At 66.7% G+C, this 13,853-nt stretch carries 12 protein-coding genes; 8 read left to right on the top strand and 4 right to left on the bottom strand.

The window, feature by feature from the left end; all coding sequences use genetic code 11:
• Positions 1-14: 14 nt before the first annotated feature.
• On the bottom strand, positions 15-281 hold the full coding sequence (locus E5P2_RS14775; RefSeq protein ID WP_162567888.1) for a type B 50S ribosomal protein L31: 267 nt from the start codon (positions 279-281) through the stop codon (positions 15-17).
• Between the two features lie 149 nt (positions 282-430).
• Between E5P2_RS14775 and E5P2_RS14770 the strand changes: the two genes are divergently transcribed.
• Positions 431-1,492, top strand: a complete 1,062-nt coding sequence (locus tag E5P2_RS14770; RefSeq protein WP_162567887.1) for an oxidoreductase — start codon at positions 431-433, stop codon at positions 1,490-1,492.
• A 123-nt stretch (positions 1,493-1,615) separates the two neighbouring features.
• On the opposite strand, the gene rho is transcribed toward E5P2_RS14770, so the two are convergent.
• Positions 1,616-2,881, bottom strand: coding sequence for a transcription termination factor Rho (gene rho, locus E5P2_RS14765; RefSeq protein WP_162567886.1), 1,266 nt, complete (start codon positions 2,879-2,881; stop codon positions 1,616-1,618).
• A 186-nt stretch (positions 2,882-3,067) separates the two neighbouring features.
• Positions 3,068-3,400 carry a thioredoxin TrxA gene (trxA, locus tag E5P2_RS14760; RefSeq protein WP_093108875.1) on the bottom strand — a complete coding sequence of 111 codons (333 nt, stop codon included), beginning with the start codon at positions 3,398-3,400 and terminating at the stop codon, positions 3,068-3,070.
• A gap of 127 nt (positions 3,401-3,527) precedes the next feature.
• Between trxA and E5P2_RS14755 the strand changes: the two genes are divergently transcribed.
• The 7 genes from E5P2_RS14755 (at position 3,528) to E5P2_RS14725 (ending at position 12,761) form a co-directional block, all read left to right on the top strand.
• Positions 3,528-6,080, top strand: coding sequence for a PD-(D/E)XK nuclease family protein (locus E5P2_RS14755; protein ID WP_162567885.1), 2,553 nt, complete (start codon positions 3,528-3,530; stop codon positions 6,078-6,080).
• Positions 6,077-9,331, top strand: a complete 3,255-nt coding sequence (locus tag E5P2_RS14750; protein WP_162567884.1) for a UvrD-helicase domain-containing protein — start codon at positions 6,077-6,079, stop codon at positions 9,329-9,331. The genes E5P2_RS14755 and E5P2_RS14750 overlap by 4 nt, the downstream gene beginning before the upstream one ends.
• Positions 9,328-10,566: a TIGR03862 family flavoprotein gene (locus E5P2_RS14745; protein ID WP_162567883.1), complete on the top strand. Its 1,239-nt coding sequence runs from the start codon at positions 9,328-9,330 to the stop codon at positions 10,564-10,566. Before E5P2_RS14750 ends, E5P2_RS14745 begins: the two co-directional genes overlap by 4 nt.
• A 90-nt stretch (positions 10,567-10,656) precedes the next feature.
• Complete coding sequence (locus tag E5P2_RS14740) at positions 10,657-10,950, top strand: hypothetical protein (protein WP_162567882.1); 294 nt, start codon at positions 10,657-10,659, stop codon at positions 10,948-10,950.
• A gap of 651 nt (positions 10,951-11,601) precedes the next feature.
• The gene (locus E5P2_RS14735) at positions 11,602-11,865 is read left to right on the top strand and encodes a hypothetical protein (protein ID WP_162567881.1); all 264 of its coding nucleotides are present in this window, start codon (positions 11,602-11,604) and stop codon (positions 11,863-11,865) included.
• A gap of 18 nt (positions 11,866-11,883) precedes the next feature.
• The gene (locus tag E5P2_RS14730) at positions 11,884-12,255 is read left to right on the top strand and encodes a MarR family winged helix-turn-helix transcriptional regulator (RefSeq protein WP_162567880.1); all 372 of its coding nucleotides are present in this window, start codon (positions 11,884-11,886) and stop codon (positions 12,253-12,255) included.
• Between the two features lie 122 nt (positions 12,256-12,377).
• Positions 12,378-12,761 (top strand): hypothetical protein, encoded by a 384-nt coding sequence (locus tag E5P2_RS14725; protein ID WP_162567879.1) that lies wholly within the window; start codon positions 12,378-12,380, stop codon positions 12,759-12,761.
• Positions 12,762-13,176: 415 nt separating this feature from the next.
• Here the strand turns inward: E5P2_RS14725 and E5P2_RS14720 are convergent, their stop codons facing one another.
• Entirely contained in the window at positions 13,177-13,833 is a 657-nt protein-coding gene (locus E5P2_RS14720; protein WP_162567878.1) for a DUF4145 domain-containing protein, read from the bottom strand.
• Between the last annotated feature and the right edge of the window lie 20 nt (positions 13,834-13,853).

Below are 13,853 nucleotides of genomic sequence, written 5' to 3'. Positions count from 1 at the left end.
TGGAAGCGCCTTCCTTACTTGGAAGCGGCGCCGGTGGTCTTGCCGAAGCGGTTGCGGAACTTCTCGACGCGGCCGCCCATGTTGTCGACCGACTTTTGCGTGCCGGTATAGAAGGGGTGCGATTCGCTCGACGTGTCGAGCTTGAAGAGAGGCAGTTCACGACCGTCGTCGGTCTTGCCCATTTCCTTGGTGTTCGCGCACGAACGGGTCACGAACTTGAAGCCGTTCGACAGATCGACGAACAGAACTTCGCGGTAGTTCGGGTGAATGCCTTCTTTCATGGTCTTTCCTTTGGTCGATGCGAGAGCCACAGGCCTCCTTGATCAAAGAAATCCTGGAGGAGCGACACGGCACGGCGCCGCGCTGCACTTTTCGCTGAGCCGAAGATTATCGCATACTGGCCGTTTCCCAAACCAGAGCCACCCCTCCGATGACCTTCTCCCCCCTGCGCGCAGGCCTTGTCGGCTATGGTTTTGCGGGCCAGACCTTCCATGCGCCCGTGCTTTCGGCCGTGCCCGGCCTCGTGCTGGGTGCCGTGGCCAGCTCCCAGCCGCACAAGGTCCATGCCGACTGGCCCGGCGTCGACGTGGTCCCGGATGCCGCGGCCTTGCTGCGCCGGGCCGACATCGACCTGGTCGTGATCGCGGTGCCCAATGCCCAGCATCACCCGCTGGCCCGCGAGGCGCTGGCCGCCGGCAAGCATGTGGTGGTCGACAAGCCCTTCACGCTCGATGCGGCGCAGGCGCGCGAACTGGCGGCGCTGGCGCTGCGCCACGATCGCCTGCTGTCGGTCTACCAGAACCGCCGCTTCGACGCGGACTTTCTGACGCTGCGCGACGTGCTCGCGGGGGGCGAGCTCGGGCGTCCGGTGTATCTCGAGTCGCATTTCGATCGCTTCCGGCCGCAGGTGCGCGACCGTTGGCGGGAGCAGGCCGTGCCGGGCGCGGGACTGTGGGTCGACCTGGGTGCGCACCTGGTCGATCAGGCCATCCAGCTGTTCGGCCGGCCCGACACCTTGCAGCTCGACACCGCCGTGCTGCGCGACGGGGCGCTGGTCGACGACTACTTCCACGCGGTCTTGCGCTACGAGGTCGGCCCGCACGCGCCGCTGCGCGTCGTGCTGCATTCGACCACGCTGGCTGCGCACGCGGCCCCGCGCTACATCCTGCACGGCACGCGCGGCAGCTATGTCAAGCACGGTGTCGATCCGCAGGAAGACGCGTTACGCGCCGGAGGACGGCCCGGTGGCGAGGGATGGGGCGTCGATGGCCTCGACGGTGAACTCACCCTGCACGCGGACGACGGCAGTGCGCAGCAACGGGCGCTGCCGACGCGCCCCGGCAACTACGCGAGCTACTACGCCGCGGTGCGCGACGCCATTCTCGGCAAGGCCCCGAACCCCGTACCCCCGGAGCAGGCCGTCGAACTCATGGAACTGCTAGACCTCGGCCGCCAAAGCGCCGCCGAAGGCAGAGCCCTGGCCGCGCGCTGAGCAACGCGCAAGGCAAGTGCAGCGAAGCCCGTTCGTGAAACGCCGCGGATCCGGCTCTGCCGGTCCGCCGGCGTTGCCCCTGAAAGGGGGTGGGCGGCCACACGAAGTGGGCAAGCCTGGGGGTCAGCCTCCTCGTCTCATCATGTCGAAGAACTCGACATTGGTCTTGGTCGCCTTCATGTTCTTGAGCATGAGTTCCATCGACTCGATCTCGTCCATGTTGTACATGAGCTGGCGCAGGATGCGGGTCTTCTGCAGGATCTCGGGCGCGAGCAGCAGTTCTTCGCGGCGCGTGCCGCTGCGGTTGAGCTGGATCGAGGGGAACACGCGCTTTTCGTAGAGGCGGCGGTCGAGGTGGATTTCGGAGTTGCCGGTGCCCTTGAACTCTTCGAAGATCACTTCGTCCATGCGGCTGCCGGTGTCGATCAGCGCGGTGCCGATGATGGTGAGCGAGCCGCCTTCCTCGACGTTGCGCGCGGCACCCAGAAAACGCTTGGGCCGCTGCAGCGCATTGGAATCCACGCCGCCGGTGAGGACCTTGCCCGACGAGGGCACGACGTTGTTGTAGGCGCGGGCGAGGCGGGTGATCGAGTCGAGCAGGATCACCACGTCCTTCTTGAGTTCGACCAGGCGCTTGGCGCGCTCGATCACCATCTCGGCCACATGCACGTGGCGCGCGGCGGGTTCGTCGAAGGTCGAGGCAATGACCTCGCCCTTCACGGTGCGCTGCATCTCGGTCACTTCCTCGGGCCGCTCGTCCACCAGCAGCACCATCATGTGCACCTCGGGATAGTTGGCGCTGATCGCATGCGCGATGTGCTGCATCATGACCGTCTTGCCGCTCTTGGGCGGCGCCACGAGCAGCGCGCGCTGGCCTCTGCCGATCGGCGCGATGATGTCGATGATCCGGCCGGTGATGTTCTCTTCGCCCTTGAAGCCGTCGCGCTCGAGCTTCATCTGCTCCTTCGGGAACAGCGGCGTGAGGTTCTCGAACATCACCTTGTGCTTGTTGTTCTCGGGCAGGCCGTCGTTGACCTTGTCGAGCTTGGTCAGCGCGAAGTAGCGTTCGCCGTCCTTCGGGATGCGCACCTCGCCCTCGATCATGTCGCCGGTGTGCAGGTTGAAGCGGCGCACCTGGCTGGGGCTGATGTAGATGTCGTCGGTGCTGGCCGTGAAGCTGGTGTCGGGGCTGCGCAGGAAGCCGAAGCCGTCGGGCAGGATCTCCAGCACACCGTCGGCGAAGACCTGCTCGCCGGCCTTGGCGCGCTTCTTGATGATCGCGAACATCAGCTCTTGCTTGCGCATGCGGCCGGTGTTTTCGATCTCGAGTGCTTCAGCCTGTTTGAAGACTTCAGACACGTGCAGTGCCTTGAGTTCGTTTAAGTGCATGGAATGACCCCGTGCGGGGAAATCTAGAAAACCAGGAGGGGGAGGCTTGGAATGAGGCGAGAAATGCCTCACAAACCGGGGAACTCGAACCGGGTCCCAGAAAGAGCCGGTGATCTGCGCAGGATTATGACAGGAAAAAAGAGAATGCTGCCGGCGCGTTGCGCGCCGGCAGCAGGCGTTGTGGCCTCAGGCGAGTTGCTGATCGATGAAGGCGGTGAGCTGGGCCTTGCTCATGGCACCGACCTTGGTGGCCGCCAGTTGACCGTCTTTGAACAGCATCAGCGTCGGGATGCCGCGGATGCCGAACTTGGCGGGGATGTCGCGGTTTTCATCCACGTTCATCTTCGCGATCTGCAGCTTGCCTTCATACGTGTTCGAGACCTCGTCGAGGATCGGCGCGATCATCTTGCAGGGGCCGCACCATTCGGCCCAGTAGTCCACGAGCACAGGCTTGCCCGACTTGAGCACGTCGGCTTCGAAAGAGGAATCGGAGATGTGTTTGATGAGTTCGCTGGCCATTGGATGAATCCTTCTGCGCTGAGTGGTGGTGCAGCTAAAGTGCAGGTCATTGTGACAGAAACCAAGTGCCGGCGTGGTCGGCGCGGACGCTATCGCCGCGATAGCCAAAGCCCTGCGAGAACACCCGATGAATCCTTCTGAGCGCCATCCCGCGCACGCGCTGTGGTGCGATCCGGCCGAGGGTCTCGTCGCGCGGATTTCGCGGCTCCTGGCCGAGCGCCGGCTGCATGCGGCACGCACCGTGGTGCTCGTGCCCTACGGTCAGTTGATACAGACGGCAAGGGCGCTGTGGGCCGCGCACGGCGCGCCGGGGTTCGCGCCGCGCTTCGAGACCACGCGCAACTGGGCGCGCAGTGCGGGCGGCTTCGCGCCGGGCGCCGACGACATCGCCTTCGACACCGCGCGCGATCTGCTCACTGCACAGTCGCTGCTGGGCCGCGCGGGTTTCGCAGCCTCGCGCATCGCATTGGCGGGCCGGCTGGTCGAGATCGCCCTGCAGCTCGCGCCACTGGCCGCGGCCGAACGCCCACACGAACGTGCGGATTGGGCCTTGCAGGCGCGCGGCGTCATCGAAGCGGGCAAGGGCTCGGAATGGTTCGACATCGAGAGCGCGCTGAACGGCATCGCGCTCGCATGGGCCGCCAACTCGGGCTACGCGACGGACGTGCTGCTCACCGACCCCGTGCTGGCGCAAGTCGACCAGCTGATCGTGCTCGATGGCCTGCAGAGCGATCCGCTGACCCGCAAGCTCTGCGCGTTGCTCGACGATCGCGTCGTCCATTTGCAGCTCGCGACGCTGCAAGCCCCGGGCTGCACCGTGGCCCTGCATCCCGCGGCCGACCCCGAGGACGAGGCCGAGCGCGCCGCGGCCTGCGTGCTGCGGCATCTGGCCGAGGGCCGCGCGCCGGTGGCGCTGGTGGCGACGGACCGCGCGCTGACGCGTCGTATCAGCGCACAACTGGTGGCACAAGGCGTGTCGCTGCATGACGAGACCGGCTGGAAGCTTTCCACCACCCGCGCCGCCGCGACGCTGATGAGCGCGTTGCGCGCCTGCGCGCATGACGCCAGCAGCGATCAGGTGCTCGACTGGCTCAAGAGCGCGAGCGCGCTCGATGGCCTTGCCATCCGGATGCTCGAGGCGCGCCTGCGCGACCGCGGCATGCGCGACTGGCACGGCTGGTGCGCGTTCGTTGCCGCCAGCGGCAAGCAGCAGGACCTGGATGTCATGCCTTTCACCAACGACGTCGAGACGCTGCGTGCGACCCTGCTGCGTGCGCGCCCCCTCGGCGACTGGCTGCAGGCAACGCGCGCACTGCTCGAGGCCGGTGGCCAATGGGCCGCGCTGGCCGGCGACGCGGTCGGCATCGAGGTCATCGCCGCGCTTTATCTGGATGCCGAGGATGGCGAGCTGCGGGGCACGCGCTGCACCCTGGCCGAGTTCACCGCCTGGGCGCGCGATGTGCTCGAGGCCGCGAGCTTCGTGCTGGCGCCGGGCCCCGACGAGGCCGCGCAGGTCGTCGTTCTGCCGCTGCACCAACTGCTGGGCCGCGCCTTCGCCGCGGTCGTGATGCCGGGCTGCGACGACCAGCGTCTGCCGGCTTCGCCCGAGCCGCCCGGCGAGTGGAACCCGGCGCAGCGCGCCGCGCTGTCGCTGCCTTCGCGCGAGGCGCTGGAAGCGGCGCAGCGCGCTGCATGGGCCATCGCCCTGCAGGCACCATGCTGCGATGTGCTGTGGCGCGAGGCCGATGCCAGTGGCGAGCCGGTGCGGCCCAGCCCGCTGGTGCAATTGCTGCATCTCGACCATGCGGCGGCCGAGGCCATCGATCCGCGCCTGCCCGTGCAGATCGCTGCGCGGCCCACGCCACGGCCGCAGCCGCGCGGCAATGCGCTCGTGCCGGCCACGCTCTCGTCGACCGCCTACGAGGATTTGCGCCGCTGTCCGTATCGCTTCTTCGCCCTGCGGCAACTTGGCCTGCGCAGCAGCGACGAGCTCGATGCTGAGGTCGACAAGCGCGACTTCGGCAATTGGCTGCATGCCGTGCTCGGCCATTTCCATGAGGCCTTGAAGGAAGCGCCGACCACCGACCTGCACGCGCGACGCGCGATGATGGCCGACGCACAGGAGCGCGCGACCCGCGAATTCGGCCTGTCGGAGGCCGAGTTCCTTCCCTTCGCGGCGGCCTGGCCCGCGGTGCGCGACGGCTATCTCGACTGGCTCGCCGGGCACGAGGCCGGCGAAGGCGCGGTGTTCGTCGAATCCGAGCCGTGGAAAGAGGTGGCGCTGGGCCGTGTGAAGCTGGTCGGGCGCCTCGACCGCGTCGACGCGACGCCCGACGGCCGGGCCTTCGTGATCGACTACAAGACCGAGTCGGCCGACAAGACGCGCGAGCGCGTCAAGGACCCGACCGAGGACACGCAGTTGGCTTTCTACGCGGCCCTGTTCCCCGACGACAGCCTGCGCGCAGCCTATGTCAACGTCGGGGAAAAGGCATCGGGCACGCGCACGGTCGAACAGCCCGACGTCGTGGCCGCGCGCGACGCGCTGGTGGCCGGCGTGATGGACGACCTGGCACGCATCGCCGACGGTGCAGCCCTGCCGGCGCTCGGCGAAGGCTCGGTCTGCGAGCACTGCACGGCCCGCGGCCTGTGCCGCAAGGACTTCTGGGAACTGGGCGAATGACCGACGCAGCCTACGAACACAACGGCGCGCACGTCTCGCGTGAGCGCTTCTACGCGATCGCCTGCGACCCGCGGCGCTCGGTGGCGGTCGAGGCCTGCGCCGGCGCCGGCAAGACCTGGATGCTGGTGTCGCGCATCCTCCGTGCGCTGCTCGAGGAAGGCGAGGGCGCCTGTGCGCCACACGAGATCCTCGCGATCACCTTCACCAAGAAGGCAGCCGGCGAGATGCGCGAGCGCCTCGACCAATGGCTCGAGGCCTTCGCGCAGCACCCGGTGCAGGAACTGGTGCCGGAACTCGTGATGCGCGGCATGGACCGCGCGCAGGCCGAGGCCAGGGCACCGCGGCTGCAGGGGCTCTATCGGACCTTGCTCGCCGGCGGCCGGCCGGTGCAGTTCCGTACCTTCCACGCCTGGTTCGCGGGCCTGTTGCGAAGCGCGCCGGTCGCGGTGCTCGAACGGCTGCGCCTGCCGGCCAACTACCAACTGCTCGAAGACGATGCCGAGGCGCGCGCGCGCGTCTGGCGGCCTTTCCTGGCGGCCGTCGCCCGCCATCCCGAGGCATCGGCCGACTACCACGCGCTGGTCGCGGCGCACGGCCGGTCGCAGACCGCGAAGGCGCTCGACGATGCGCTCACGCGGCGCGTCGAATTCGCGCTCGCCGATGCGCACGATGCGGTCGACGAGGCCGTGACGCCGATGGGCCTGATATACCCCGCATATGCCGGCGCGGCGTCGCCGGACGATGTGCTGCTCGATGAGCCTGCATCGCGCGCCGCGCTGCTGGCGGCCGCGCGTGCGCTGGGACGCGCGAGCGCGCCGACCTTCTCGCAGAAGGGCGTCGAACTCGAGCAGGCGCTGACCGAAGGCCGCGCGGCCGGCGTGCTCGATGCACTGCTCACGCAGAAGGGCGAGCCGCGCAAGTTCAGCGAGAAACTCGCCGGTCTGGCCGACGTGCGTGCCGCGCAGGAGTGCGCGCGGCTGTACTGTGCGGCACGCGCACAGCACGAAGCCTGGCTGCACCAGCAGCGCATGGCCCGCCTCACGCGGCTTCTGCTCGCCTGCTTCGCCGAGGTCAAGGTCTTGCACGGCTGGGTCGACATGAACGACGTCGAGCAGGCCGCGCATCTGCTGCTCGGCAACGCGGAACTGTGGGGCTGGGTGCAGGAGCGGCTGGACGTGCGCGTGCGGCATCTGCTGATCGACGAATTCCAGGACACCAATCCGCTGCAGTGGCAGGCGCTGCACGGCTGGCTCGGCAGCTATGCGGGCGCGGTTGGGCGCAGGCCCGGCGTGTTCATCGTCGGCGACCCGAAACAGAGCATCTACCGTTTCCGCCGCGCCGAGCCGCAGGTCTTTCTTGCGGCGCAGGCCTTCGTGCAGCAGGGGCTCGAGGGCGATATCCTTCATTGCGACCACACGCACCGCAATGCGCCGGCCGTGATGGCGTTGGTCAACGAGGCGATGCAGGAGGCCCAGCAAGCCGGCGAGTTCAGCGGCTTTCGCGTGCACACGACCGAATCCCGCGCCGCGGGCAGGGTGCGCAAGCTGCCCTTGATCGCGCGCGACGCGATCGCGTCCGCCGATGCGGATGGCGACGATGCCGATGATGACCAAGGTGCGCTCCGGTGGCGCGACAGCCTCACGATGCCGCGCGTGCTGCCCGAGGAACGGCTGCTGCAGAAGGAATGCGAACAGGCCGCGCGCTGGATCGCGCAGCGCATCGCGGGCGGCCTCGCGCCGAGCCGGATCATGGTGCTGGCGCGCCGCCGCAGCCGGCTGACGGTGCTGCAGGACGAACTGCGCAAGCTGCACATCGCGGTCCAGCAGCCCGAGAAGAACGAGCTCAACGACGCGCCCGAAGTGCAGGACCTGGTGGCGTTGCTCGATGCGCTGGTGTCGCCCGATCACGATCTGTCGCTCGCGCGCGCGCTGCGCTCGCCGCTGTGGAATCTCGATGACGATGCGTTGGTGCAACTCGCCTTGCGCCGCCGTGCACACTCTGCGAGCTGGTTCGATCTGCTGCAGGCCGAGGATCTGCCCGCGCCGCTGGCCGGCATCGGTCCGCGCCTTCGGCTGTGGCAGCAGTGGCTGGCCGCGCTGCCGCCGCACGATGCGCTGAGCGCCATCTACCACGATGCCGACGTGCTCGGGAAATTCGCCGCTGCCGCGCCCGCGGCGCTGCGTGCCGGTGTGCTGGCCAATCTGCGCGGCTTGATGGCCGCTTCGCTGGAGATCGATGGCGCGCGCTTCGCAACGCCGTATTCGCTGGTGCGTACGCTGCGCGCCGGCGGTGTCCGCGCGCCGTCGATTGCGGCCGCCGACGCGGTGCAGCTGCTCACGGTCCACGGCGCCAAGGGGCTCGAAGCCGACCTGGTGCTGCTGCTCGACACCGATGCCTCGGCGCAGCGCGCCCAGACCATGGGCGTGCTCGTGAAGTGGCCCGGCGAAGCGGTGGCGCCGGAGCGCTTCGTCTTCATGGCGAGCGAGAAGAACCCTCCGGCCTGCACGGTCGATGACCTCGCGCAGGAACAGGCCGCGCGGCATCGCGAGGAAATCAATGCGCTCTACGTGGCGACCACGCGTGCCCGGGCCGAACTGGTCGTGTCGGGCGTCAGCGCCGCGCGGCCCAATGCGCAGAGCTGGTGGGCGCGCCTGTCACCCCGGTGCGAACCAGTGGACGATGTGCCGGATGCTGCGCCCGGTGCCGTCGCGTCTGAAGTTGCCGCGTTCGAGATGCTGACCCTGCCCGCGGCGCCGCCGGCTGTGGCCGCCCAAACCGGGGAGCGCACGGTGTCGCCGGCAGGCACGCGCGCTTCGGCACTGGGCCAGGCCATGCACCGGCTGCTCGAATGGGCACAGCCCGGCGCGCCGCTGCCCGCGGTCCACGTGCGCGCCGCGGCGCGCGAATTCGCGCTCGACATGGGCGCTGCGCGCGCCGCCGCTCTGATGGCGCAACGCATCCGTTCGGGCGAAGCCGCATGGGCCTGGAACCCCGATGCGCTCGACTGGCATGGCAACGAGGTCACGCTGGTCCATGAGGGACAGACGCTGCGCATCGACCGCCTCGTGCGCCATCGCGAAAGCGCCGCCTGGTGGGTGCTCGACTACAAATCCGCCGGCCGTCCGGAGCGCGATGCGGAACTGATCGCTCAGCTTCAGCGCTACCGCGACGCGGTGCAAGGCGCCTACCCGGGCGAGACCGTGCGCGCCGCATTTCTCACGGGACAGGGCGAACTGGTGACACTGGAATGAACAACGACAAGAAGGTCGCCATCGTCGGCGGCGGGCCGGCCGGACTGATGGCGGCCGAAGTGCTGAGCGCGCAGGGCGTGCGTGTGAACCTGTACGACGCCATGCCCTCGGTCGGACGCAAGTTCCTGCTGGCCGGGCGCGGCGGCCTCAACCTCACGCACTCCGAACCCTTCGACATCTTCATGGGCCGTTTCAGCGAGCGCCGCGAGGCGCTCGAACCGTTGCTGCGCGCATTCGGCCCCGAGGCGTTGCGCGAATGGGCGCAGGGGCTCGGCATCGAGACCTTCGTCGGCACCTCGGGCCGCGTGTTCCCGAAGGACATGAAGGCCGCGCCGCTGTTGCGTGCCTGGCTGCACCGGCTGCGGCAGGCCGGCGTGCGCTTCCACATGCGCCATCGCTGGCTGGGCTGGCCCGATGCAGCCGCGCCCGCGACGGTCTTGCGATTCGCGACGCCGGCCGGCGAGGCCGTGGTGCAGGCCGATGCCGTCGTGCTCGCGCTCGGTGGCGCGAGCTGGTCGCGGCTCGGCTCCGATGGCGCCTGGGCACCGTGGATGGCCGGGCGCGGCATCGCGGTCGCCGCGCTGGCGCCTGCCAATTGCGGCTTCGACATCGGCTGGAGCGCGCATTTCGCCGAACGCTTCGCGGGCCTGCCGTTCAAGTCGGTGGCGATCTCGTTCAGCGATGCCCGTGGCCGCCGCTTTGCGCGCAAGGGCGAATTCATCGCGACCGCCAGCGGCATCGAGGGCAGCCTGGTCTATGCCGCCTCGGCCTTGCTGCGCGACGAGATCGCCGCGAACGGACGCGCCACGCTGAGGCTCGACCTGCTGCCCGATCGCAGCGCCGAGCAGGTGCGCGCGGCCGTGCTGCATCCGCGCGGCTCGCGCTCGCTGGCCAGCCATCTGAAGAGTCGCCTCGGGCTCGAAGGCATCAAGACCGGCGTGCTGCACGAAGTGCTCTCGCGCGAGGAGATGCATGCGCCGGAGCGCCTGGCCGAAGCGATCAAGTCGCTCCCCCTCAAGCTCGTCGCGCCGCGGCCGATCGACGAAGCGATCAGCACCGCGGGCGGCGTGCGCTTCGATGCGCTCGACGGCCGCCTGATGACCACCGCGCAGCCCGGCCTCTTCTGCGCGGGCGAAATGCTCGATTGGGAAGCGCCGACCGGCGGCTACCTGCTGACGGCGTCGATGGCCAGCGGCGCGGCGGCGGCGCGAGGCGTCCTATCGCATTGGAAATAGGACATTGCATACTTCTGGCTAACGTGCATTTGTTCACGGAGTTGGGGACAATGCGCAGCCCGTCGAGGGCAGCCAACAAGAAAAACATGCATGCATCCCCAAGTCGACATCAAGAAAGTCCGCGAGCGGTACTTCAACTACGGCGTGAGCATCGGCAATGCGGACGAGCGTTACGCCGGACAAGGCCTGCGCTCGATCGCCGAATGCCTGCACGATGCCGCCACCGCGCTCGGCCACCACTTCAAGATCGCGGCCATCAGCTATGAAGGTCGTTTGCTCGGTCACTACCACGTGGCCAGCATGGAGCATCGGACGCTGGCGTTGGCCGAGACGCTGTTGGCCAAGCTGGCCATGAATCCGTCTGCGGAAGAGTCGGCGGCCTGAATGTGCGCAGAAGGCCGGCGCGTGAGCGCGGCTTCTGCGTGATGTGAGGTTGACGAGCCTTACCGCTGCCATGCGTCTCTAAAAAGTCAATTAAATCAATAACTTAAAGACGCTGCGCGATCTTAAGGTTCTACGGTTTGGTTGCACAGCCGGCGCCATCGTAGCATCACCGCGCTGCGCGTATTTTGTGCAGTAAGGCCCGGGCTATGACAACACCGATCCCCCGTCGAAAGCTGCTACACGAAAGCCCGGAGATCATCGAGGCCAGGAACAGCCTCGCGCTTACGGTGCAAGCTATCAAGATTTGTGAGATGGCATGTCTACTGACCGGCCGCCGACTTTGGGCTGATCCGGATATGCCAGCCCTGATGCGCAGGCAGTACGAATGCCGAGATGAGCTTTTGCGGTTAGGCGTCGAAATTCCATCCGTGTGCCTCCCCGGGGTTCGGCGATAGGCCCCTTATCTCGACAACGAGAAGATCAACCCGTCAAGACCATCAACAAATCGAGACAATTATATTGCGAGCAATCAAATTGAACGATACCACACCGCATTTCCAGGCGTAATTCCTCGCATGGTCACCTCGAAAAATCAGATCGATGATTCGCCCATCGCACCGATTCGAGCGCGATATCTGACCAAGGACACCAATGGCATTCGATCCTCAAAACTACGCCCCGTTCTACGACGCAATCGACTTCGTCGCCATCGAAGCAAACTACCTGAGTGGCTCTCTCCTCGCGGGTGCTGCCGCCTGCATCGCTAACGACATCTCGGAATGGGAGGACCACGGCGCCATGCCGAGCGATGAAGTGTTCCGTGAGGTTGAACCGTTTTACGACAACGAGGAGCCCACCGATTCCGAAACGGCTGCGACCTTCCTGTTGCTCGTGCGTGAAGCGGTGCGCTACTGAGGTATGCGCGATACGCGCATGGCCGATCTTCCCGCGCCTGATGCCGCAACCTGCACGCCCGCGTTGAACATTGGTCTGGTGAGCTATGAGCGCGTGACCACGGAGATGCGTAAGGCCCTGCCGGGAATCACCGCAGATCAAATTCAAACGTTCATCGTGGTCTTGCGCAATGGCCGATGCTCACAGATCGAGATCAGCAAGGCCACCGGGTTCACAAGACAAGCCACATCCCGACATGTCGCCAAGCTGGTGAAGGCCGGACTCCTCGTCCAGCGTCGGGACCCTGAGAGCGGCAGGCGTCGAGTGGTTCGCCTCACTGCACGCGGGAGGCTCGTTCCGGCGTCTCTTTGCGAGCCCACAAGAAGGGCGGGGATCGGAGCCGCCGAGTAGGGCGGACGGCTCTGCGCCAAGTCACGAGGCCTGTATGAAGGCCCTCGGGAGGTCCATAGGCACGACCCCGGGGGCAGCTTAAGAGCCGAGGTAGACGGCGCCCTTGTGGCATGCTTTCCGGCATGTCCGATTCAACCATCGCTACCGCCATCGTCGGAGCCGTTGCTGGAGTTGTGGGGGGCCTCGTCAGCCCCGTGTTTAACTTAATCCAAAAGGTACGTGAGGAGAGGAATGCAGAGACGGAGCGGAAGCGGGCGCAGATCGCGTCGTGGCGTCGCATGATTCTGGAAGTGGACAAACAAGCCGTAGGCAGCTCGGACGTGTCCGCTCTGCTTCAAACCCACGCCGACTACCTTTCGCTGGAGCCGCATCTTGATGAACGGTTCCGTAACGCGGCCTACATAGAGCCCCGAGTGTGGGTAGTCGGTGAGCATCTTTCAAGGGCGTGTCAAACACTCAAAAAGGAGATCGACCGTATCGAAGGCGAGTGGGGCCTCCGCAAGTGACGTGGAAGGGGTTGCGTCTCTGATTTTGGTTCGGTCATAAAAACTTGAAAGCCCCCTCGAAGAAATCCGGGCGGCGAATCCCCCCTGCCACCCCTCGCAGGCGCCCGCCCGCGTACCGGCACGTCAACGCCCGTGGACCGCACGCGAACCCGCTGGCGCAACATAGGTCCATCGCTCCCGTGTGCATTGATACCCGTCAGTCGGGGAGACACGCCGGGTACTCTGCCTCCAGGCCACACGCAGGGCACCGACAGTACACCGAGGGATTGATGTGGAAGCGGGGCACATGACGGTCTCGTTCGGGTGCGGCATGGTGCGCCGTGTCGTCCGACTCGATGAGCCCTAAGGTGCCGCAGCGGGGGCAGAACGCCTCAATGAGCGCGTCAGCGCGATTGAAATCTTTGACGAGCACCGCTTAAGGCCTCGACAACGGCGGGACGGCTAACTTCGCCGAGGTTTTGCTGGCCCCAAGTGCGATCACCGTGGCAAGGCGTGCATTGCGAGCCGCTCGTGCGACGTACCATTCACTGTCCAAAATGCGCAGAAGTTCGAGCAGCGAATCAACTTCGCCCTCCTCAACGTCAACAATGAGGTTGATGTCGCGCTCCGGGTGAGCACCAATGTTCCCCACACCCTTGAGGCCCATAATCGCGCCGAAGAGTTGCTCCTCACACTTATCCTTGATCGCCTCAAGCTCCGCCGCCAGAGTCCCCTTGGATACGCCCCAACGGTCTCGCACCATCCCCTGAAGTGCTCGCCTGCAAAGTGTTGCCGCCGCCTTGGGGCTCAGGTCCTTGATAAGGTAAGCCTCCTGATAATCACAGACGACAGCCCTCGGAACGTGGCTCGACAGGGGGGCGCCGACGCGAGGTTCAAACCGGACGTTGCCGATGCCTACAGGGCGGCCTGAGTCTTGAATTACCTCGCCACTTCGACGGTTGTGTGGGTTCCGGGAGGCCTTACCGTAGGTTGCTCCCACTTCGAGCACGAACTTGCCGCATGCCTTTGCGGGGCATCGCGTTGCCTGCCAGCCGATGCAGATCATCTGGTCATCCGGCGCCGCGTCAATCATTGCGGTGCCAGAGCCGCGAT

The sequence above is a fragment of the Variovorax sp. SRS16 genome (genome assembly GCF_901827165.1).
Lineage (GTDB): Bacteria > Pseudomonadota > Gammaproteobacteria > Burkholderiales > Burkholderiaceae_C > Variovorax.
The sequence above is the reverse complement of the archived record's forward strand: the minus strand, read 5'-3'. Positions and strand labels throughout refer to the sequence as shown.